The 22,037-nt window shown below is 63.0% G+C and carries 21 protein-coding genes; 5 read left to right on the top strand and 16 right to left on the bottom strand.

Features of this window, described 5'->3' with window-relative positions; translation table 11 throughout:
* The first annotated feature begins 4 nt into the window (after positions 1 to 4).
* The 3 genes from rpsO (at position 5) to AC1DXU_RS20945 (ending at position 3,835) form a co-directional block, all read left to right on the top strand.
* Entirely contained in the window at positions 5 to 316 is a 312-nt protein-coding gene (gene rpsO / locus AC1DXU_RS20955) for a 30S ribosomal protein S15 (RefSeq protein WP_269470859.1), read from the top strand.
* A gap of 279 nt (positions 317 to 595) precedes the next feature.
* Complete coding sequence (pnp, locus tag AC1DXU_RS20950; protein ID WP_477372053.1) at positions 596 to 2,743, top strand: polyribonucleotide nucleotidyltransferase; 2,148 nt, start codon at positions 596 to 598, stop codon at positions 2,741 to 2,743.
* A 78-nt stretch (positions 2,744 to 2,821) separates the two neighbouring features.
* Positions 2,822 to 3,835 carry a class I SAM-dependent methyltransferase gene (locus tag AC1DXU_RS20945; protein WP_477372051.1) on the top strand — a complete coding sequence of 338 codons (1,014 nt, stop codon included), beginning with the start codon at positions 2,822 to 2,824 and terminating at the stop codon, positions 3,833 to 3,835.
* A gap of 21 nt (positions 3,836 to 3,856) precedes the next feature.
* Here the strand turns inward: AC1DXU_RS20945 and AC1DXU_RS20940 are convergent, their stop codons facing one another.
* From AC1DXU_RS20940 to fabA, 4 genes are all read right to left on the bottom strand, one after another.
* On the bottom strand, positions 3,857 to 5,407 hold the full coding sequence (locus AC1DXU_RS20940) for a putative bifunctional diguanylate cyclase/phosphodiesterase (RefSeq protein WP_477372049.1): 1,551 nt from the start codon (positions 5,405 to 5,407) through the stop codon (positions 3,857 to 3,859).
* 91 nt (positions 5,408 to 5,498) lie between these two features.
* Complete coding sequence (gene fabI / locus AC1DXU_RS20935; protein WP_477372047.1) at positions 5,499 to 6,311, bottom strand: enoyl-ACP reductase FabI; 813 nt, start codon at positions 6,309 to 6,311, stop codon at positions 5,499 to 5,501.
* 31 nt (positions 6,312 to 6,342) lie between these two features.
* Positions 6,343 to 7,563, bottom strand: coding sequence for a beta-ketoacyl-ACP synthase I (fabB, locus tag AC1DXU_RS20930; protein WP_477372045.1), 1,221 nt, complete (start codon positions 7,561 to 7,563; stop codon positions 6,343 to 6,345).
* Between the two features lie 31 nt (positions 7,564 to 7,594).
* Positions 7,595 to 8,113 (bottom strand): 3-hydroxyacyl-[acyl-carrier-protein] dehydratase FabA, encoded by a 519-nt coding sequence (fabA, locus tag AC1DXU_RS20925; protein WP_477372043.1) that lies wholly within the window; start codon positions 8,111 to 8,113, stop codon positions 7,595 to 7,597.
* Between the two features lie 243 nt (positions 8,114 to 8,356).
* On the opposite strand from fabA, the gene irrA reads away from it, so the two are divergent.
* Positions 8,357 to 8,788: an iron response transcriptional regulator IrrA gene (irrA, locus tag AC1DXU_RS20920; protein ID WP_477372041.1), complete on the top strand. Its 432-nt coding sequence runs from the start codon at positions 8,357 to 8,359 to the stop codon at positions 8,786 to 8,788.
* Between the two features lie 86 nt (positions 8,789 to 8,874).
* Here the strand turns inward: irrA and AC1DXU_RS20915 are convergent, their stop codons facing one another.
* Positions 8,875 to 9,435 (bottom strand): SH3 domain-containing protein, encoded by a 561-nt coding sequence (locus AC1DXU_RS20915; protein WP_477372039.1) that lies wholly within the window; start codon positions 9,433 to 9,435, stop codon positions 8,875 to 8,877.
* A 157-nt stretch (positions 9,436 to 9,592) separates the two neighbouring features.
* Here AC1DXU_RS20915 and AC1DXU_RS20910 point away from each other — a divergent pair, with 157 nt between their 5' ends.
* Positions 9,593 to 10,594 (top strand): 2-hydroxyacid dehydrogenase, encoded by a 1,002-nt coding sequence (locus AC1DXU_RS20910; RefSeq protein ID WP_477372037.1) that lies wholly within the window; start codon positions 9,593 to 9,595, stop codon positions 10,592 to 10,594.
* A gap of 4 nt (positions 10,595 to 10,598) precedes the next feature.
* Here AC1DXU_RS20910 and AC1DXU_RS20905 read toward each other — a convergent pair whose 3' ends face one another.
* From AC1DXU_RS20905 to AC1DXU_RS20855, 11 genes are all read right to left on the bottom strand, one after another.
* Positions 10,599 to 11,012: an aconitase X swivel domain-containing protein gene (locus AC1DXU_RS20905; protein ID WP_477372035.1), complete on the bottom strand. Its 414-nt coding sequence runs from the start codon at positions 11,010 to 11,012 to the stop codon at positions 10,599 to 10,601.
* Positions 11,009 to 12,262 (bottom strand): aconitase X, encoded by a 1,254-nt coding sequence (locus AC1DXU_RS20900; protein ID WP_477372033.1) that lies wholly within the window; start codon positions 12,260 to 12,262, stop codon positions 11,009 to 11,011. Before AC1DXU_RS20900 ends, AC1DXU_RS20905 begins: the two co-directional genes overlap by 4 nt.
* The gene (locus tag AC1DXU_RS20895; RefSeq protein WP_477372031.1) at positions 12,259 to 12,747 is read right to left on the bottom strand and encodes a GNAT family N-acetyltransferase; all 489 of its coding nucleotides are present in this window, start codon (positions 12,745 to 12,747) and stop codon (positions 12,259 to 12,261) included. Before AC1DXU_RS20895 ends, AC1DXU_RS20900 begins: the two co-directional genes overlap by 4 nt.
* Before the next feature lie 4 nt (positions 12,748 to 12,751).
* Positions 12,752 to 13,507, bottom strand: a complete 756-nt coding sequence (locus tag AC1DXU_RS20890) for a molybdopterin-synthase adenylyltransferase MoeB (RefSeq protein WP_477372029.1) — start codon at positions 13,505 to 13,507, stop codon at positions 12,752 to 12,754.
* Positions 13,508 to 13,538: 31 nt separating this feature from the next.
* Entirely contained in the window at positions 13,539 to 14,684 is a 1,146-nt protein-coding gene (recF, locus tag AC1DXU_RS20885) for a DNA replication/repair protein RecF (protein WP_477372027.1), read from the bottom strand.
* An 83-nt stretch (positions 14,685 to 14,767) separates the two neighbouring features.
* Entirely contained in the window at positions 14,768 to 15,886 is a 1,119-nt protein-coding gene (gene dnaN / locus AC1DXU_RS20880; protein ID WP_477372026.1) for a DNA polymerase III subunit beta, read from the bottom strand.
* 190 nt (positions 15,887 to 16,076) lie between these two features.
* Entirely contained in the window at positions 16,077 to 17,549 is a 1,473-nt protein-coding gene (gene dnaA / locus AC1DXU_RS20875; protein WP_477372024.1) for a chromosomal replication initiator protein DnaA, read from the bottom strand.
* 924 nt (positions 17,550 to 18,473) lie between these two features.
* Positions 18,474 to 18,740: a 30S ribosomal protein S20 gene (gene rpsT, locus AC1DXU_RS20870; RefSeq protein WP_477241655.1), complete on the bottom strand. Its 267-nt coding sequence runs from the start codon at positions 18,738 to 18,740 to the stop codon at positions 18,474 to 18,476.
* Between the two features lie 251 nt (positions 18,741 to 18,991).
* Complete coding sequence (locus AC1DXU_RS20865) at positions 18,992 to 19,765, bottom strand: enoyl-CoA hydratase (RefSeq protein ID WP_477372022.1); 774 nt, start codon at positions 19,763 to 19,765, stop codon at positions 18,992 to 18,994.
* 20 nt (positions 19,766 to 19,785) lie between these two features.
* On the bottom strand, positions 19,786 to 20,676 hold the full coding sequence (gene mutM, locus AC1DXU_RS20860; RefSeq protein WP_477372020.1) for a bifunctional DNA-formamidopyrimidine glycosylase/DNA-(apurinic or apyrimidinic site) lyase: 891 nt from the start codon (positions 20,674 to 20,676) through the stop codon (positions 19,786 to 19,788).
* Positions 20,669 to 21,910 carry a phosphopentomutase gene (locus tag AC1DXU_RS20855; RefSeq protein ID WP_477372018.1) on the bottom strand — a complete coding sequence of 414 codons (1,242 nt, stop codon included), beginning with the start codon at positions 21,908 to 21,910 and terminating at the stop codon, positions 20,669 to 20,671. Before AC1DXU_RS20855 ends, mutM begins: the two co-directional genes overlap by 8 nt.
* Positions 21,911 to 22,037: the final 127 nt, after the last annotated feature.

The raw sequence follows: 22,037 nt of genomic DNA, 5'->3' as shown, positions 1-22,037 counted from the left end.
CCGGCTGAGGGCGACCCGTTTCCTCAAACAGATAAGGAAAAACACGATGTCGATTACTGCCGAGCGCAAACAGGAATTGATGGGTGAATTCGCAACCGCCAAGGGCGATACCGGGTCTCCGGAAGTCCAGGTGGCCATCCTTTCCGAGCGCATCAAGAACCTGACCGACCACTTCAAGGACCACAAGAAGGATAACCATTCCCGCCGTGGTCTGCTCGCTCTCGTCTCCCAGCGCCGCAGCCTGCTTGATTATCTCAAGCGCAAGGACGACGCGCGCTATCAGACGCTGATCGAGAAGCTCGGTCTGCGCCGTTGACGAATTGACCGGCGGGCTTTCCCAGGGAAGGCCCGCCGGTCGCGCATTCGGCCAGTCGCATCGATTGGCCAGACCCGGTTTCGAGCGTGCAGAGGGCCACTCGAAACCGCCCATGGACGGTCATGGGGCAGGATTGCAGGACGCTCGCGCGCTCGACCAGCGCTGAAATTCCCGAGCTTCCCGTTGTCTTGCCCGTGGCTGCCCGAGAAAGGAAGCCAGGGAAAGGGCATCCGCGCACCGTGAAACGGCGCGGCCCTTTCCGCACATTAAGGACAAGACATGTTCAATCACCACAAAGTGGAAATCGAATGGGGCGGCCGTCCGCTCATTCTCGAAACCGGCAAGATCGCCCGCCAGGCTGACGGCGCCGTGCTCGCCACCTACGGCGAAACCAAGGTTCTCGCCACTGTCGTCTCGATGAAGGAGCCGAAGCCAGGCCTCGACTTCTTCCCGCTGACCGTCAACTACCAGGAAAAGACCTACGCCGCCGGCAAGATCCCGGGTGGCTATTTCAAGCGCGAAGGACGTCCGAGCGAGAAGGAAACGCTGGTTTCCCGCCTGATCGACCGCCCGATCCGCCCGCTCTTCGCCGCCGGCTACAAGAACGACACGCAGATCGTCGTCACCGTCGTCCAGCACGATCTCGAGAACGATCCCGACATCCTGTCGATCGTCGCCACCTCGGCCGCTCTGACGCTTTCCGGCGTTCCCTTCATGGGCCCGGTCGGTGGCGCCCGCGTCGGCTACATCAACGGCGAATATGTGCTCAACCCGCATGTCGATGAGATGCAGGAATCCAAGCTCGACCTCGTCGTCGCCGGCACCGCCGACGCCGTGCTGATGGTCGAGTCCGAAGCCAAGGAATTGGGCGAAGAGTTGATGCTCGGCGCCGTCATGTTCGGCCACAAGGGCTTCCAGCCGGTCATCGACGCCATCATCAAGCTGGCCGAAGTTGCCGCCAAGGAGCCGCGCGATTTCACTGCGCCGGACTATTCCGCGCTTGAAGCCGAGATGCTGAAGATCGTTGGCGACGAACTCAGCAATGCCTACAAGAACGTCGACAAGCAGAAGCGCTACGCCGCCGTCGACGCCGTCAAGGCGAAGGTCAAGGCAGCGTTCGCCCCGGCTGAAGGCGAAGACGCCAAGTACACGTCCGAGCAGATCGGTTCGGTGTTCAAGGAACTGCAGGCCAAGGTCGTGCGCTGGAACATCCTCGACACCGGTTCGCGCATCGACGGCCGTGACCTCAAGACGGTCCGCAAGATCGTCTCCGAAGTCGGCGTCCTGCCGCGCACCCACGGTTCGGCGCTGTTCACCCGCGGCGAAACCCAGGCGCTGGTCGTTGCCACGCTGGGCACCGGCGAGGACGAGCAGTATGTCGATTCGCTGACCGGCATGTACAAGGAGAAGTTCCTCCTTCACTACAACTTCCCTCCCTACTCCGTCGGTGAGACCGGCCGCATGGGTTCGCCGGGCCGCCGCGAAATCGGCCATGGCAAGCTCGCCTGGCGCGCCATCCGTCCGATGCTGCCGTCTTCCGACCAGTTCCCCTACACGCTGCGCGTCGTCTCGGAGATCACCGAGTCCAACGGTTCGTCGTCGATGGCCACTGTCTGCGGCACCTCGCTGGCGCTGATGGATGCCGGCGTTCCGCTGGCCAAGCCCGTCGCCGGTATCGCCATGGGCCTGATCAAGGAAGGCGAGCGCTTTGCGGTTCTCTCCGACATCCTGGGTGACGAAGATCACCTCGGCGACATGGACTTCAAGGTCGCCGGCACCGCCAACGGCATCACCTCGCTGCAGATGGATATCAAGATCGAGGGCATCACCGAGGAGATCATGAAGATCGCGCTGGACCAGGCCAAGGATGGCCGCCAGCATATCCTCGGCGAGATGGCGCATGCCCTGACCGGCGCCCGCCCCGAACTCGGTGAGTTCGCACCGCGCATCGAGGTCATGCACATCCCGACCGACAAGATCCGCGACGTGATCGGTTCGGGCGGCAAGGTCATCCGCGAAATCGTGGAAAAGACCGGCGCCAAGATCAACATCGAGGACGACGGCACGGTCAAGATCGCTTCGTCCAACGCCAAGGAGATCGAGGCGGCGAAGAAGTGGATCCACACCATCGTCGCCGAGCCGGAAGTCGGCGAAATCTACGAAGGCACGGTTGTCAAGACCGCCGACTTCGGCGCTTTCGTCAACTTCTTCGGTCCGCGTGACGGCCTCGTCCACATCTCGCAGCTTGCCAACGACCGGGTCGCCAAGACCTCGGACGTGGTCAAGGAAGGCGACAAGGTCTGGGTCAAGCTGATGGGCTTCGACGAGCGCGGCAAGGTTCGCCTGTCGATGAAGGTCGTCGACCAGGCCACCGGCAAGGAACTCGCCCGCGACAAGAAGGCCGAAGGCGAAGAACACGCCGCCTGAACGGCCTGACAATGTTATCGAAGCGGGCGCGCCGGAAGGTCGCGCCCGTTTTCATTTTCGAGGCATGATCGGGATCGAATGTCTGCCGAGCCGCTGAAGACGCTGTTCCACCCCTTCGAAGCCGAGGCCCTGCCTCTGCCGCGCAAGGGCGAGCGTGTGCTGTTTCTGGGCGCGGAACCGGGTTTTCGCCTGCCCGAGGGCTTCGAGGCAGCGCTCGATCTGGTGCAGGGCTTCCGGCCGCATCTGCGTGCGCTGCAGGCGTCGGGGTTTACCGTCACGCCGCAAGCGCAAGACAGCGGCTTTGATGCAGCGCTCGTGCTTGCCGGCCGCCATCGCGGACGAAACGAGCTGCGCATCGCCGAAGCGCTGGAGCGTGTGGCACCAGGCGGATTGATCGTCGTCGCCGGCGGCAAGGACGATGGCGTCGCCAGCCTGCGCAAGCGCATTGACGAGCTTGTGCCGCTTGAGGGCCATCTGCCGAAATATCACGGCATAGCCTTCTGGTTTCGCCGTCCCGCGGATATCGACGCTGCGGAGAAACTACGCGCCGTCAATCCCGCCTTGCTGGTAGACGACCGCTTCCACACCGCGCCCGGCATGTTCTCCTTTGATAGGGTCGATCTCGGCTCGAAGCTGCTGGTGGACAATCTGCCCAAGGACCTGCGCGGCAATATTGCCGATTTCTGCGCTGGCTGGGGCTATGTCGCGGCCGAGGTTTCAGCACGCTCGCCCGGCATAACCGGGCTCGATCTCTACGAGGCGGACTTCGACTCGCTCGAAGCGGCGAAAGGCAATGTTGGCAAAGGCGCCGTTGAACCGCGTTTCTTCTGGATCGACCTGCTCGGCGAAGCCGTCGAGCAGCGCTACGATGCGATCGTCATGAACCCGCCCTTTCACCGCAGCCGGGCGACGGAGCCGGAGATCGGCGCCGGCATGATCCGCGCTGCAGGCAAGGCGCTGAAGCCGGGTGGGCGGCTGTTCATGGTGGCGAACCGCCAGCTTCCCTACGAGCCGGTGCTGGCCGCGGCCTTTTCCAGCCATGCCGAGATTGCCCGCGATGGCATGTTCAAGGTTTTCGCCGCCCGTCGCTGACGCAAATACGGTGCTGCCCGGTCAGTGCAGGCTGGCGACGCGCGGTGCGCGCACGCTAACGATGGTGCGGACTTCGCCAGGCCTCATCTTGAGCGGTGCGGGTCGGCCGAACAGATAGCCTTGCACCACTTCGCAGCCGGCCGCCCTGAGCAGCGTCGCCTGGTTTTCGGTCTCGACGCCTTCGGCAATGATGCTGACACCGAGCGCGCGCGAAAGCCCGACGATGGTTGAGACGACTGCGCCGGAGCTGGAATCGGTATCGATGCGGCTGACGAATGAGCGGTCGATCTTCAGTTTGCCGAACGCGAAATCGATGAGGTAGCTCAGGTTGGAATAGCCGGTGCCGAAATCGTCGACGGCCACCGAGATGCCCATGTCGGCAAGCTGCTTCAGGATGATGGCGGCGCGGTCGCGGTCCTGCATCATCGCCGTCTCGGTAACCTCCAGCTCCAGCCGTGACGGCTTGATGCCGGTGCTCGCCATCGTCTCGCGCACGATGCCGACGAAATCCTTGGTCATGAACTGGACCGGCGATATGTTGACGGCGACGAAGCATTCCTCGGGCAAATGGCGGGCATCGCTGCAGGCCTTGCGCAGCACCCATTCACCAATAGGATTGATCATGCCGGTTTCCTCGGCGATCGGAATGAACTCCATCGGCGGGATCATGCCGCGTTCCGGATGCTTCCAGCGAATGAGTGCCTCGTAGCCGATGATGCGGCCGCTCGGCAGGTCGAGCTGCGGCTGGTAGTGAAGGTCGAAGTCACCGCGATCGAAGGCAATGTGCAGCTCGGATTCGATCCACTGGCGATAATCGGCGACGCGACCCATGTCGGAATGGAAAGCCGACCAGTTGCCCACCCCGCCGGCGCGTGCATTCTGCAGCGCCAGATTGGAACGGCGCAGAATGAGGACAGGGTCGACGCCATCCTTGGGCATCGCCACGATGCCCACCGACAGGGCCACCGATTGCAGGTGGGAATTGAGATCGTAGGGCTCCATCATCTCGTCGATAAGCTTCTCGACCAGGCTTTCCATCGACCCCTGGATCTCCCGGTCCGTCAGGAGAATGGCGAATTCGCCGGCGCCGATGCGCCCCATTATCGTGCCCTCGGGCATGCAGGCCTTCAGCCGCCTGGTGAAGGCGCGGATCAGTTCGTCGCCATGGCTGTAGCCGATAGCGTCGTTGATCTGCTTGAAGCGGTCGATGTCGATGTCGATCAGAAACACCGGCTCGCCGGTCCGGATCGTCGCCGATGCCGCTTCGGCAATCTTGCCGACCATGGCCGGACGAGCCAGCAGTCCGGTCAGCTTGTCGAAATGGGTTTCCGTGAAGACGTACTCCGCCGATTCATCGACGCCGGCGAAGAAGGACAGGGCAGCTCCCGCAGCGGCGAGTGCGCAAAGCGCGGCGGTGATGCCGGCCATCGTTTCGGCCTGCATGCCGATAAGGTGGTCGCCGAAACCGAGTTTCAAGCCCCAGAGGCCGAGAACGAAACTGCCCAAGCCCGAGCTGGCCACGGTGAGCAGCCGGAATACCGGTGTTCGCTTCGGATTGCTGACGGCAAGCATTACAGAGTCCCCAGGTTGCGGAACTCTAGCGGACATCTCCTTAAAATGAGTTTCCGCCGATGCATTTAATTTTACTGGATCTATTGCAGGGTTAGTCCTTGCCGCCATCCGTCTGCTTCAACTCGTCCAGCGTCGGCATGGAAACGATGTGATAGCCGGAATCGACATAGTGGATTTCGCCGGTAACACCCGACGACAGGTCGGACAGCAGATAGAGCGCGGAACCACCAACCTCGTCGATGGTCACCGTACGGCGCAGCGGCGAGTTGCGCTGCTGGTAGGAAAACATGTGGCGGGCGTCGGAAATCCCGGCGCCGGCAAGCGTGCGCACCGGTCCCGCCGATATGCCATTCACCCTGATGCCGCGGGGACCGTAGTCGTTGGCGAGATAGCGCACGCTGGCCTCAAGCCCTGCCTTGGCGACGCCCATGACGTTGTAGTTCGGCATGACGCGGACGGAGCCGGCATAGGTCAATGTGATCATCGAGCCGCCATCCTTCATCAGCGCGGCGGCATGGCGGGCGACTTCGGTGAAGGAGTAGCAGGAGATGACCATGGTGCGGACGAAATTGTCACGGCTGGTATCGGCGTAGAGGCCCTTCAGCTCATTCTTGTCGGAAAAGCCGATGGCATGGACGATGAAGTCGAGCCCGCCCCATTCCTTGCCCAGGGTCTCAAAGGTGGCAGCGACCGAGGCGCTGTCCTCGACATCGCAAGGCACGACCAGCGCCGCGCCAATCTTCTCGGCGAGCGGCTTGACCCGGCGCCCGAAGGCATCGCCCTGATAGGTAAAGGCGAGTTCTGCCCCATGCTCGGACAGTTTTTTGGCGATGCCCCAGGCGATCGAATGATCGTTGGCGACACCCATGACAAGCCCGCGCTTGCCCTTCATCAGTCCGTCCATGGCAGGCAATCCTTTTAGAGAAACGCTGGTCTTATGCGGAATATCGCTGGAAAACGAGCGTTGCGTTGGTGCCACCGAAACCGAACGAATTGGACAAAACGGTGTCGATCTTGGCGTTATCGATGCGCTTGCGCACGATCGGCATGCCCTCGAATTCCGGATCTAGGTTTTCGATATGAGCGCTTTCGCCGATGAAGCCGCCTTGCATCATCAGGATCGAATAGATTGATTCCTGCACGCCGGCCGCACCCAGCGAATGGCCGGTCAGCGATTTCGTCGAGGTGATATGGGGCATCTTGTCGCCGAACACTTCGCGGATGGCGCCCATTTCCTTGGAATCGCCGACCGGTGTCGAGGTGCCGTGGGTGTTTATGTAGTCGACCGGCGACGAGACGGTCGCCAGTGCCTGCCGCATGCAGCGGATCGCACCTTCGCCCGACGGCGCCACCATGTCGTAGCCGTCCGAGGTCGCGCCGTAGCCGACGATCTCGGCATAGATCTTGGCGCCGCGCGCCTTGGCATGCTCGAGCTCTTCCAGAACCAGCACGCCGGCGCCACCCGCGATGACGAAGCCGTCGCGATTGACGTCATAGGCGCGGGAAGCAGTTGATGCCTTGTCGTTGAACTTGGACGACATCGCGCCCATCGCGTCGAACAGGTCCGACATCGTCCAGTCGAGGTCTTCGTGGCCGCCGGCAAACATCACGTCCTGCTTGCCCCATTGGATCAGCTCGTAGGCATTGCCGATGCAATGCGCCGAGGTCGAGCAGGCCGAGGAGATCGAATAGTTGACGCCGTGGATCTTGAACCAGGTGGCGAGCGTCGCCGAAGCCGTCGACGACATCGCTTTCGGCACCGCGAACGGACCGATGCGCTTCGGGCTGCCGTTCTTGAGCGTCGTCTCGGCCGCCTCGACGATGGTGCGCGTGGACGGTCCGCCCGAGCCCATGACGATGCCGGTGCGGTCGTTGGTGATGTCGGCCTCGTCGAGGCCGGCGTCGGCGATCGCCTGGTCCATGGCGACATGGTTCCAGGCCGCACCTTGGCTCAGGAAGCGCATGGCGCGCCGGTCGATCATGGCCGAAGGGTCGAGCGTCGGCGCTCCCCAGACCTGGCAGCGGAAGCCGTGTTCGGCGAAGGAATCGGAGAAGCTGATGCCGGATCTGGCATCATGCAGCGAGGTCTGCACCTCGTTGGCGTTGTTGCCGATCGACGACACGATGCCGAGGCCTGTGACTACGACCCGTCTCATGGGCTGCTCCTTCCAGAGTGTCCGGTGACGATCAGGCGACCGCCGATTGCTTTGACAGACCCACTTTGAGATCCGTTGCCGCGTATATGGGCTCGCCGTCGGCTTTCAGCCAGCCATCGGCTATGCCAAGCACCAGCCGCCCGCGCATCACGCGCTTGAAGTCGATGCCGTATTCCACCTTCTTGACCGAAGGCGTGACCATGCCCCTGAATTTGACCTCGCCGGTCGACAGCGCCATTCCCTTGCCCTGCTCGCCGAGCCAGCCGAGATAGAATCCCGTCAACTGCCACATCGCATCGAGGCCCAGGCACCCCGGCATGATCGGATTGCCGATAAAATGGCAGGCGAAAAACCAAAGGTCAGGCTTGATGTCGAATTCAGCGCGGATGAAGCCCTTGTCGAAGGCGCCGCCGGTCTCGCTGATCTCGGTGATGCGGTCGAACATCAGCATCGGCGGGTAGGGCAGCTGGGCATTGGCAGGCCCGAACAGCTCGCCGCGGGCGCAGGCCAGCAATTCTTCATAACCGTAGCTGGATTTCGTACCCGCCATCAATCTCGTCCCCGTAATCGTCCCGGGCGGTAGGGCGCCCTTGTCGTTGGTTTCCTAACACAATCTGTTTCAGGCCGGAAACCGGCGTTTGCGCTTAACCCGCCCGTTTGTCCGGGTCAATGCGCGCTATTGATCGTATTCAGCCGACAGAATATATGTCGGGAGGCATCCAGTTTCGGCCGATGACGTTTTTTTGCCACTCTGGGCGTGTCTTGGGGCAGAACTGTGAGCTTGGGCGGATAGATGGATCTGGGCCACCGGAAGGAAAATGTCGCTGTGGACAAGCGGGTTCGCGAAGCCGGGTTGAGGCCGACACGCCAGCGCATCGCGCTGGCCGATCTGCTTTTTGCCAAGGGCGACCGCCATCTTTCGGCCGAGGAATTGCACGAGGAGGCAATCGCCGCCGGTGTGCCGGTGTCGCTGGCCACCGTCTACAATGCCCTGCACCAGTTCACCCAGGCCGGTCTTCTGCGCATCCTGGCCGTCGAAGGCTCTAAGACTTATTTCGACACCAACACCTCCGATCACCATCATTTCTATATCGAAGGTGAAAACAGGATCTTCGACATCGCCAGCGGTCCTGTCACGGTTTCCAACCTGCCGGAGCCACCGGAGGGCATGGAGATCGCCAATGTCGATATCGTGGTGAGGCTGCGCCCGAAGCGCTGCGATTGAGCCGCATCTCCTCCAGAACATCCGTTGGCCGTTCGCCGCAATCCCGAACCTTCGGTTCGGAATGGTTTCGGTCAATCCGGAAGCGCTCAGTTCTTGACGTGCTCGCCCGGATAGGCGCCCCAGACGACCGATTGCGGCAGCCAGCCGGTGTGGCCGTCGAAGGTCATCTCGCACCATTGGCCATCGCAGGTCTTGATCGTGCCCATGACCCCCGGCTCGATGATGGCGATGACGCTGGCATCCTTTTGCGGGTCGTCGAGAAGGTTGATTCGGCCACCGCCCTTGCTGCGCTGCCAGGGCGCGACGATGGCCGTGCGGCGGCCTGAAAGCAGCGACTGGTTGATCCAGCCTTCCGAGCCATCGGCATCGCGCACGCGCCGCCAGGTATCGAATTCCTGGATGATCTCCATAGGCAGGCCGGCCTTCATGTACATCCAGTCGACGGAATAGTTGGCGCCGGGGCCGACGCGTGAGTTCACGCGGCCCGATTTCAGGCTGACGAACCGCGGCAGCGGCAGGCCGCTAGGGCCAAGTGTGACGGTCTGCGCGGGGGCAGCCGCGCTCTGCGCCGCCACCACGGGGGAATAAAGGACAGCGCCGAGAATTGCTGCGCTGAGAGCCAGGCGAAGCGACGCGAAACCAGACACTTTCATTCCTTTCGGCGCCTGCCTATCAGTAACGGCGCGCCTTTTTCTTTGTCTTCGGCGGCACCGCTTGTTACATGAGTCACTGGCACCGCGACCGGCTTCCAGTTTCGCCTGTCTTGGTTAAAGAGGTCTCAACGAGATCGGGTTCGAGGAAACAATGGCAGGCAAAAAACGGCCTCTCGTCGTCATCACGCGCAAGCTGCCCGACCCGGTCGAGACCCGCATGCGCGAATTGTTCGACGCCAGGCTGAATGTCGAGGACAGGCCGATGACGCAGCCGGAGCTGGTTGCCGCGGTCAAGGAAGCCGACGTTCTGGTGCCGACGATTACCGACCATATCGACGCCGCGCTGATCGCCCAGGCGGGCGACAACCTCAAGCTGATCGCCAATTTCGGCAATGGCGTCGACAAGATCGACGTCGAGGCAGCGGCGAAAAAGGGCATCACCGTCACCAACACGCCGAATGTGCTGACCGAAGATACGGCCGACATGACCATGGCGCTGATGCTGGCGCTGCCGCGGCGGCTTGCGGAAGGCGCCAATGTCCTGACCGGCGACAAGAAATGGGCCGGCTGGTCACCGACCTGGATGCTCGGCCGGCGAATCTGGGGCAAACGGCTCGGCATCGTCGGCATGGGCCGCATCGGCACCGCCGTCGCCCGGCGGGCCAAGGCCTTCGGTCTTTCGATCCATTATCACAACCGGCATCGCGTGCTGCCGGCGGTCGAAGAGGGGCTGGAAGCGACCTATTGGGAAAGCCTCGACCAGATGCTTGCCCGCATGGACATCATCTCGGTCAATTGCCCGTCGACGCCAGCGACGTTTCACCTGCTTTCGGCGCGGCGGCTGGCGCTTATGCAACCCACGGCTTACATCGTCAACACGGCGCGCGGCGACATCATCGACGAGGAATCGCTGGTCAAGCTGATCCAGGACGGCAAGATCGCCGGCGCCGGCCTCGACGTCTACGAGCATGAGCCGGCGCTGAACAGCAAATTGCTGAAGCTGGCTGCCAAGAACAAGGTCGTGCTGCTGCCGCATATGGGCTCGGCGACGCTCGAAGGCCGTATCGACATGGGCGAAAAGGTCATCATCAACATCCGCGCCTTCTTCGACGGCCATCGCCCGCCCGACCGCGTGCTGCCGTTGCGGACCTGATCGGTTAGGCCGCGATGGTGAGGGCGCCGTTGTCGGCGACTTTCACATTGCTGTTGCGGTAGCTCTCGAAGACATCGCGCCCCAGCTGCAGCGCCATCGGCGTCTCCCATCCCATTTCCCTGGCGACGATCAGCCCCAGCAGCAGGATCGCGTCCGGCTCATGCAGCACCAGTGCCGCCGGCGCGTGGCCGTTGTGGACGAGTTCCAAAAGCACGGCGGATGCCGACGACGAGCCGATCGTGCCCGGCAGGAACAGCACGCGCCCGGAAATGTTCTCGCCATGCTGCGGATGGCGGACATCGGCGATGCGGCCCGTCTTCGGATCGACGCCGCCCCAGAAACTGATGGGCGCGGTCAGCACCAGCGCCTCGCCTTCGCCGGCTCTGCCCGGCACCAGGATTTCAGGCGCGGCGCTCATGCTGCAATATCCGTGAACTGTGGCTTACCGGATACGGCGCTTTCCACGCAGTCGACCAATGATCCGTAGAGCACCGAATAGCCGGTGTTGCCTGGCGCGTAGTGCGCGAATTTCCCTGAATTGGTCATCAGCACGCCGCCCGCAAGGTCGGGCAGGATCGGCGTCACCACCACGCAGGTGTCGGCGACAATGATGACCCCGCTTGCTTCGAGCGCTTTTCGCCGGCCGCTCTGTTCGAGCCCCGAAAGCACATGGCGCCCGGTGCAGGCGTAGATCGGCACGCTGAGCTGCCGCCCGGCGATCAGCCGCTCCAGCGTATCGAACTCTGTAGGCGACAGATGCGGGCTGCCGATCGCCACCGCATCGATGGTTTTTGGTTTCGCTGTCGTCGAAAGACCCGCGCGGGTCCTTGCAACCATGTCAGGTGTCACGCGGATCACCGTTTCCGGCGTGATACCGCCCAGAATGGTCTCGGCGTCGGGCGCTTCGGGCGTCACGCCGGCAATGTGAAAAAGACCGACGGCGCCCGATGAAGCCGCCGCCGCGCCGAATGCCTTCAGCGCATCTTCGCCGGGGTGGCGTGGCACGCCGATGACGACGCCGACGGCATTGCCGACCTCACGGCCATAGAGGCTGCCCAGCACCGGCCACGCCACCTCCGAACCGAGGAATGATGCAGCAAGCCCCGAGACGTCGAACACCAGCCGCGCCCGCCGGTTCTCGGCGCGGTGCAAGCCGTAATCGGGCGCGCGGCCTGATATGGCGCAGGCGATGTCGAGGAAATCGCCATAGCGGTTGGTGCGCGCGCCCAGCACCGAATTGCAGAACACCACGGCGTTGGATTCGCCCCAGGCGACGTCGCTTCCCAGCGCCGGCCGGTGCCCGGCCTGGTACGGCGCGCAGGTCCAGCTCTGTTCGCAGCCAAGTTTGCGGTAGGCGTCCATCATCCGCCGCGCCATGCCGCGCGCCGGCTCTTCGAGGCGGATGCGCGAGCAGCCCATCAGGTCGAGCGCCCCGACATTGAGGGTCGAGCGAACAGCGACACGGGCTTGGCCCTCGACCAGTCTTTCAGCGAACAGCGTGCCGGAATCGCCATGGTAGAGCGCGCCATCGATATGCGCCGAGGCGATCGGGATCAGCCGCGGCGCACCGAGCAGGCGGGCGCTTTCGGCGACGATGCGCATCGCCATCGCGGCACCGTCCTGGCCCGAGGCAATCACCTGTTCTTCAGGGCTGAGGGCGAGGCTCATGCAAGCACCTTGCGCATGGTGATCGAGGTCGGCCTGTCATAGCCCTCATGCGCCGTCCGTTCGGTTTCGTGAAAGCCGAGACGGGCAAAGGCTGCATGATTTGCGGAGAGCTCGATCCGCGTCTGCAGCTCGATGGCTGCCTTGTTGCAGCGGCGGACAAGATTTTCGACGGCCTGCATCAATTGCCTGCCGATGCCTCGTCCCTGAAGCTCAGGCGCGACGGCGAGCTTGCCGACATAGACGTCTAAGGTCCTCTCCAAGGCGAAGATACAGCCGGCGATCTGGCCATCCTGCAGCGCCAGAAACACCGTTTCCCGGCCAGCCTTGTCCCGGAGGCTTTCGACGCTCAGCAGATGCGCCGAGGATGGTGGGTCGATGACGCCATCCATAGGCGCAAAGGCGCGCATGATCAGGCTGAGCAACTCGTCCCACCGTTCGAAACCAGGGGTAAGCTGCGTGACCAAAACGCTGGCGGGTTGATCCATGCGGTCAGCTTCTCTTGTAGCGGATCGTATCGAAGCGCGCGGACAGTGCGTCGTAGAGCAGCAGCCGGCCGACCAGAGGTTCACCGACGCCAGTGATCAGCTTGATCGCTTCCATCGCTTGCAGCGTACCGATAACGCCGGTCAGCGCGCCGACCACGCCGGCGACGGCGCAGGACGGCACCAGTCCCGGCGGCGGCGCTTCGGGAAAGAGATCGCGATAGCTCGGGTTCTGCCTGCCGTCCGCCCCGGTCTCGAAGGGCTTCAGCACCGTCAGCGAGCCGTCGAAGCGGCCGACGGCGGCATGCACCAGCGGCCGTTTTTCGGCGGCGCAAACATCGGCCACCACATAGCGTGTCTCGAAATTGTCGGAGCCGTCGACGACGATGTCGTAGCCGGCGACGAGGGCAGGGGCATTGTCCGCCGTCAGCCTGAGATTGTGCAGCTCGACGACGACATTGGGATTGATGCGCGCGATTGCCGCTTTGGCGCTGTCGGTCTTGGCCAAGCCGACCGCGTCGGTGTCGTGGATCACCTGCCTTTGCAGGTTCGACAGCGAGACGCTGTCGTCATCGACGATGCCAAGCGTGCCGACGCCGGCGGCAGCGAGATATTCGAGTACCGGTGCGCCGAGCCCGCCGGCGCCGATGACCAGCACGCGCGCGCGTTTCAGCTTCTGCTGGCCGGCGCCGCCGATCTCGGGCAGCACGATGTGGCGGGCATAGCGCTCAAGCTCTTCGTCGGTGAGGGCAGCAGGGATCATTGCCGGACCATATAGCGGGTAAAAAACCTTGTCAGGTCTCTTTGGTTGGCCCAACCGTGCCGTGGTCGACCGTCAGGAACTGCGCGCGTCCAGAAAGACTGGAAAACAGCGCGGCGTCGGTTCCGGTCATGAAGGCCTGGCAGTTCAACTCCTCCAGGATCGAGAACAAGGCCGCGCGCCGGCCGCTGTCGAGATGCGCGGCGATCTCGTCGAGCAGCAGGATCGGCGTCATGCCCGACATTTCGCCGGTCAGCCTTGCATGCGACAGCACAATGCCGACCAGCAGCGCCTTCTGTTCGCCGGTCGAGCAGAGTTCGGCCGGCATTGCCTTCGGCCTATGCCGCACCCGCAGATCCGAACGGTGTGGGCCGTCGAGCGTGCGGCCGGCGGCGCGGTCGCGGTCGCGGCCTTGGGCCAGTGCTGCGCGGAATCGCTCCTCGACATCGACGGCGGGCGCGGTGCTGACTTCGCTTTCCAGTTCGCCGGACAGGCTGATGTCGGCTTGCGGAAACGGACCTGTGCTGGGCAGCCTGTCGATCATGGCGGTGAGCAGGCGCACCAGTTCGGCGCGCGCCGCGGCAATCGCGACACCGGTCTCGGCCATTTGCGTCTCGATCGCATCGAACCAGGCGCCATCGCGGGATCCTTCCGTAAGCAATCGGTTACGGCCGCGCATCGCCTTTTCATAGTCGAGTGCGCGCTGGCCGTGTTGAGGATCGATCGCCAGCACCAGCCGGTCGAGAAAGCGCCGGCGGTCGGCGGCCGGTCCTGGGAACAGGCCGTCCATCGCCGGCGTTAGCCAGACGACGCGGAGCCATTCCAGCATGTCTTCGGCCGATCGTGCCGGGGCGCCATTGATGCGCACCCGCCGGCCGCCCTCGCCGGCGGTGTCGCCACCTGCAATGCCGGTGCCGATCTCGACCTGGCCGTCCGGCCCGTCGATCCGGGCATGCAAGGCAAAGCCGCCGTCGCCGCCCTCGCGCGCCACGTCGATGTAAGGCGCGCGGCGCAGGCCACGCCCCGGTGTCAGCAGGGAAATCGCTTCCAGGAGGTTGGTCTTGCCGGCGCCGTTGTCGCCGGAAAACACCACCGCGCCGGGGCCAAGGTCGATCGCCAACGCCGCATAGTTGCGGAAATTGGTAAGTGTAAGCTTACTTATGTGATTTTGCCCGGGCAACCGCTGTCCGCCTGTCGAAGTCGCCGCAATCATTCTCGCAGTCGCACATTGTCGCGGAGCCAGACTCGGGCGCCGCAGCGCGACTACACGCGCATGGGCATCAGCACGTAAAGCGCTGTCTCGTCAGCCATGTCGTGGATCAGCGTCGGCGAGCCGGCATCCGCCAGCATGAATTTTGCCTCGGTGCCGGTCAATTGCGCGGCGACGTCGAGCAAATACTTCGCATTGAAGCCGATTTCGATCGGGTCCGACGAATAATCTGCGGCCAGTTCCTCGGTGGCGCTGCCCGAATCCGGATTGTTGACCGCAAGGGTGACCTGTCCCTCGGTGATCGAAAGCTTCACCGCGCGGCCGCGTTCGGAGGAAATGGTCGAGACACGGTCGACGGCGGCGGCAAAGCTCTGCCGGTCGATGATCAGCTTCTTGTCGTTGCCGGTCGGGATCACCCGCTGATAGTCGGGGAAGGTGCCGTCGATCAGCTTCGAGGTCAAAACCACGCTGCCGATGGTGAAGCGGATCTTGGTGTCGGACAATTCGGTAGTCACCGCGACATCCGGGTCGTCGACCAGCTTCTGCAACTCGCTGACCGTCTTGCGTGGAATGATGATGCCGGGCATGCCCTCGGACCCTGCCGGCGCGTCGATCTCGGCGCGCGCCAGCCGATGGCCGTCGGTCGCCACCGAGCGCAGCTTCAGCTTGCCGCCGGCCTCATGCGTGTGCAGGTAGATGCCGTTCAGATAGTAGCGCGTCTCTTCGGTGGAGATGGCGAACTGGGTTTTCTCGATCAGGCCTTTCAGCGCCACCGAATCGAGCCGGAAAATGTGCGAGAAGGAGCCGGCCGAGAGCTCCGGGAAATCGGACTGCGGCAGGCACTGGAGACGAAAGCTCGAACGGCCCGACGTCACCGTCATGGCGTTGCCGTCCTCGTCGGTCTTCAGCATGACCTCCGCCCCTTCGGCGAGCTTGCGCACGATGTCGTAGAGCAGATGTGCCGGAACTGTGGTCGCGCCACCGCGCTCGACCTTGGCGGGCGTGGCTTCGGTCACTTCCAGATCGAGGTCGGTTGCCTTCATCTCAAGGCTGGCGCCCTCGGCGCTGAGCAGCACGTTCGACAGGATCGGTATGGTGTTGCGCCGCTCGACCACGCGATGAACGTGGTTGAGAGACTTCAGGAGATTTGACCGTTCCAGGATAACACGCATGACGAAACAGGCTCGCTTGAATGAATGAACGGGTCACCAGTGGGCGGCGCCCCGCGAAAGGTCTGAACAGGCTCAGAATCTGTACAAACTGACAGGAAAAAGCCAGCAAACGCAAGCCCGCGCCACCGGTTCACACCGGTTACGCGGGCTTTCTGGGGATAAAGCCGGCGGAGTTCGCAGGCAGGCGTTTTCAGGCCTGGTCGTTGATCAGCCTTCTCAGCAGTTCGAGCTCCTGCGCCAGCGTGTTATCGGAACCGGAAAGATCCTCGATCTTGCGCACGGCGTGCAGCACCGTCGTGTGGTCGCGGCCGCCGAAGCGCCTTCCGATCTCCGGCAGGGAGCGCGGCGTCATCACCTTCGACAGATACATGGCGACCTGTCGCGGCTTGACGATGGTGCGCGTGCGCCGGTTGGACAGGAGCTCGGTCTTCGACACATTGTAGTGGCGCGCGACGATGCGCTGGATGTCCTCGATGCGCACCCGTTTCGGTTCGCCCGAACGGTAGATATGGCCGAGAATCTCGTCGATGCGATCGATTGTGATCTGCGGCTCGAACGACTGGCGAAACAGAAGCTGGTTGAACGCACCTTCGAGCTCTCGCCCGCTGCCGGTCACCGTGCGGGCGACATGGTTGAGGATCTCCTCCGAAATATCGAGCGACGCATCGTCGACCTTGGCGGTGGCGAGACGCAGCTTCAGCATGCCGATGCGCATGGCGAAATCCGGCGCCGACATTTCAAGCGCAACACCGCCATTGAGGCGCGAGCGTACGCGTGGCTCCAGCGATTCCAGTTCCGACGGCGGCCGGTCGGCGGCGACCACCACTTGCTTGGCGCTGTCGAGCAGCATGTTGATGAGATGGCAGAATTCATGCTGGATCGACTTGCCTTGCAGAAACTGCATGTCGTCGATGATCAACAGGTCGATGTCGCGCAACTGTTCTTTCAGCGTCAGCGCGTTGTTGTCGCGGATCGCGGTCGCGAAGCGCCACATGAAATATTCGGCCGTCAGGTAGACGACCCTCGACTTGGGGTTCTGCTTCAGGGATTCGGCCGCGATCGCCTGCAACAGGTGGGTCTTGCCGAGCCCGACCGTCGCATGAAGAAACAGCGGATTGAAGCGCACCGCGCTCGACTGCGATTCCGCCACCGCCTTGGCCGCGGCGAAAGCCACCCGGTTCGACGGACCTTCGATGAAGGAGCCGAACGTATAGCGTGGGTCGAGCGGCGAACCGAGCACATTGTGCCGGAACTCGGTCTCGATCGGCGTCCCAGGGCGCGGTGCCGGTGCCCGCTCCACCCGGCCGGGACCCGCAGTGCCTGCGGCCAGCGCCGTTTGTGTCTGCCGGGTCATCTTGCGTGCCGGGACCACTTCGGGCTCCACGCCATTGCGCGCCGGACGGGTCGCTGTGCGCACGACGATTTCGATCTTGAGCACTTCCGGATCTTCGTGCTTCCACAGCTCGGCGATGAGGTCGAGATAGTGGCCGTTGATCCACGAGCGCAGGAAGGCTGTGGGCACGGAGATGCGGACAATGCCCCTGGATGCCTCGGCAACCTTCATCCGCCCGAACCAGCTGGAATAGACCTCGGTTCCAAGGCGCGCCTTCAACTGGGTCTTGACCCGATCGAACTTCTGTTCCGCGTCGCTGGAAGCCGTCATGTCGTCCCCTCCGACTAGAGTTCCAGGAAATGGGAGGTCGCCCATAAGCTCCCTTTCGATGCCGCTCTGCATGATCGCGTTCCTTGTTCTTCTTGTACCTGTTTCAGCCGGGGATGCGCCTCCTGCATCCGTGGTTCCGGCCACCGTTCATTCGCTACAACACCATCGCCGCCGCCGGCGGATGAATGTTGCCTCGTCGCCAAGGGATCGGCACCGGCGCCTGAGCCAGTCCGTCTTGACCGCGTCCGGGCAATGCATCGCCGTCCGGCGAAAACGCCGGCGCGTCGCTGACCTGCCATGTAACAATTACGCCAGTCCCCTAACCCACATCGAAAAAGACAAACCAAGCCCGTGCGCGGAATTGCTCCACGTCATGAATTCTGCCATTTTGTGGTGGCCGATTCAGGCTGGGTTGAGGGCCCAATGGCCCGTCCCTTTCGATGGATGGACATTACCGAAATCGCTGTGGATAGGGCAAGGCCATGACTAACGGATTTTTAAGGAATCTGGTTAGTGGAGACGGGTTGAGCCCCGATGCTGCAACTGCACATTTTGACAAAGCCATTGTGATTCAAACCCTTTTCCGGCGAATGTGAAAAAGGCCACACGGCCCGAAATTTTCTGAAATATTTCGCTTGACAGCAACTTGTACCCGATCGCCCTCGGTCGATGTGAACAAGCTGTGGATGACCGCTGGCAAGTAGCTGAAAAACAAAGGTAATTTGTGACAGCCAAATTTATTGGCAACGCCTGTTTCGGCGGATCGGAGCGTTCGCGGACATGTATGTGCCGGCAAAGCATTCCGAGCTTTGAAATCCAAGTCGAGTTCGTTTTGCGGGCGTTCTTTTTTAAGTACTTGCCGGCAAACGAAAAAACCCGGCGTGATCCGCCGGGTTCGAAGAACGCAAGTTCAGGAAAGCTATATCAGGCCGACAGCACTTTGAGCCGGTGAGCCAGGCGCGACACCTTGCGGGACGCCGTGTTCTTGTGGATCACGCCCTTGGTGGCGGCGCGCATCAATTCCGGCTCGGCGGTCTTGAAGGCGGCCAGAGCGGCAACCTTGTCGCCGGCGGCCAGCGCCTCTTCGACCTGGCGGACGTAGGTCCGTACGCGCGAGCGGCGGTTTTTGTTGATCGCCGCGCGACGGACGATCTTGCGCGTTGCCTTTTTGGCCGAGGAGGTATTGGCCATGATGCCTCTCTTCTGATCTGGTGGGCGCATGCGGGATGCCGCAGGGCGCAAAAAACAAACGGGCAGCCACAGGGCCGCCTCGGTTGGAGCGGCTTATAGTTCAGCTTTTCCGGCGCGTCAACGCCGCCTGGCCTTCTTTTTGGTGATCCTAAAGCGCGTCGCGTTTGAACGGATTCAGGCGACGCGCTTTAGGTCTTTGTTCTTATGCATGTCGTTCTCCCAAAACCGGGACCACTTTTGGGCGACATGCATCAGCGGTTGGTAAAATTCGGCTTCCGCTTCTCGGCAAAGGCCGCCATGCCTTCTTTCTGGTCGTCCAGCGCAAACAGCGAGTGAAACAGGCGGCGTTCGAACCGCAGCCCCTCGGCAAGGGTCGTTTCAAAGGCGCGGTTGACGGCTTCTTTTGTCATCATCACCGACGGCAGCGAAAAATCGGCGATCTTGGCGGCCGCCTTCAGCGCTTCCTCGACAAGGTCGCCGGCCGGCACGACCCGCGACACCAGGCCACAACGCTCGGCTTCCGCGGCATCCATCATCCGTCCGGTCAGGCACATATCCATGGCCTTGGACTTGCCGACGAAGCGGGTGAGCCGTTGCGATCCGCCCATGCCGGGCATGACGCCGAGCGTTATCTCGGGCTGGCCGAACCTGGCGGTATCGGCGGCGATGATGAAATCGCACATCATCGCCAGTTCGCAGCCGCCGCCCAGCGCATAGCCGGCGACCGCCGCGATAATAGGCTTTCGCGCCCGTGTGAACTCTTCCCAGCCGACGAAGAAGTCCTGCACATAGGCATCGACATAGGAAATTGCCTGCATTTCCTTGATGTCGGCGCCCGCTGCAAAGGCTTTTTCGGAACCGGTGATGACCATGGCGCCGATAGCGGTGTCCGCGTCGAAGGCGTTCACGGCCGCAACCAATTCCGCCAGAACCTGCGAATTCAGCGCGTTGAGCGCCTTCGGCCGGTTCAGCGTGATCAGCCCGACCTTGCCGCGTGTTTCCACGATGATCGTTTCGTAGGCCATGACTGCATCTCCTCCTTGGTTCACACCTGACAGGTCCGGCAAAAGAAAGTCGAGCGCCCGCTCTGCACGATGCGCTCTATGTGGCCACCGCAGCCGGGTGTGGGGCAGGGCTCGCCTTCGCGGTCGTAGACCGCGAAGGAATGCTGGAAATAGCCCAGCGACCCGTCCGTGTGCACATAGTCGCGCAGCGACGATCCGCCGGCGGCAATCGCATCGGCGATAACCGAGCGGATCGCATCGGCCAGGCGCTCGCTCTGCGCTTTGGCTTTCTTGCCGGGCTTCGCCATTGTGCCCCCCTCGCGCAATGGCGACAGACCGGCGCGCCACAGCGCCTCCGACACATAGATATTGCCGAGCCCTGCGATCAGCCGCTGGTCGAGGAGAGCGGCCTTCAGCGGCGATCTTCGGCCCTTCAGCAGCGAGGCGAGCAGGGCGCCGTCCAGTATGTTGCCGGTCGGCTCGACGCCCAGTCCATTCAGCATCGGATGGCTATCGGGCTCGCCTTCCGCAAACAGCATGAAACCGAAGCGGCGCGGGTCGTTGAAGATCACGCGGGATTGGGCACCTTCGGGAGAGGCGACATGGAACACGACATGATCATGCGCCGTGCTCTTCGAGCGCTCGTGGTGGAACTCTCCTGGTATCTCGCTGCCATCGGACGTTTCGATGCGGAACGAGCCCGACATGCCGAGATGGCAGATCAGCACCGGGCCGCCTTCCACATGCACGACAAGATATTTGGCCCGGCGGCCGAGCGCCGTAATGGTCTTGCCGGTCAGCCGTTCGGAAAATCTTGCGGGAAACGGAAAGCGCAGGTCGGGGCGGCGTGCCTCGACGCTGATGATGCGGGCACCTTCCAGAACCGGTTGCAGGCCGCGCCGAACCGTTTCGACCTCCGGCAACTCAGGCATGGCCGCCGATCGTCGCATGGAAGGAAGCGCCGTGGCGGCCGCGCGCCAGCCCGAGATGTTCGGCCACGGTTTCACCGATATCGGCGAAGGTGGTCCTGAGGCCAATGTCGCCGCCTTTGAGCCCCGGCCCGGTGCCGATCACCGGAATGCGCTCGCGCGTGTGGTCGGTGCCGCGCCAGGTCGGATCGTTGCCATGGTCGGCGGTCAGGATGAGAAGGTCGCCGTGGCGCAGTTTTGCCAGCGCTTCAGGCAGGCGCCGGTCGAAGGCTTCGAGCGCCGCCGCATAGCCGGCAACGTCGCGCCGATGCCCGAACTCGGTGTCGAAATCGACGAAATTGGCAAACACCAGATCGCCGTCGCCAGCGGCGTCCATCGCGCCCAGCGCCTCGTCGAACATCGCCATGTTGCCCGGAGCCTTGCGCACTTCCGAGATTCCGCGATGGGCAAAGATGTCGCCGATCTTGCCGACCGCGATGACCCGGCTGCCGCGCGCGGTCAGCCGGTCGAGCAGCGTCGGCTCCGGCGGCGGCACGGCATAGTCGTGGCGGTTGTACGTCCGCTCGAAGGTGGCGACGGTTTCGCCCAGGAATGGTCGTGCGATCACCCGGCCGATTTTCAACGGATCAACCAGCCGACGCACCACCTGACAGAATTCGTAGAGCCGCTCGAGGCCGAAATGCACCTCATGCGCGGCGATCTGCAGGACGGAGTCGACCGAGGTGTAGCAGATCGGCTTGCCGGTGCGGATATGCTCCTCGCCGAACCGCTCGATGACCTCGGTGCCCGCCGCATGGCAATTGCCGAGAATGCCCGGCACGTTGCCTTCCCGGATGATCGCCGCTGTCAGTTCGGCTGGAAAGGCCGGCACGGTGTTCGGGAAGTAGCCCCAGGCGAAGCGCACCGGCAAGGCGGCGATTTCCCAATGACCCGATGGTGTGTCCTTGCCGCTCGAGATCTCTTGCGCCGCGCCATGGAAGGCGGAGGCAAGGCGGGCCTTGCCTTTGCTGTCGAACTTGAAGCCCGTCGCGGTTTCGGCCGCATGGCCAAGACCGAGTGAGAGCATGTTGGGCACGAAGAGCGGGCCGCTGCGCAGGCCCTCGCGGTCGCCACGGCCTTGCGCGCAGGCTTCGGCGATATGTCCGAATGTGTTGGAGCCGGCGTCGCCATAGGCTTCGGCATCGGCCGCGCCGCCGATGCCGAAAGAATCGAGAACGAAGAGGAAAGCGCGCGCCATTGGAGGATTCATCGTTGCCTGTCTGTCGGCCCAGACATAGGGTTCCGCACCGCCATTGGCAATTCGGAAACCAAACGGCAACGGCTTGGCGCGATAGTCGGGACGTGGCCAAACGGCGGCATGGGCA

The sequence above is a fragment of the Mesorhizobium sp. P3_A10 genome (assembly GCF_056403175.1).
This window is presented reverse-complemented; position numbering and strand designations above follow the sequence as displayed.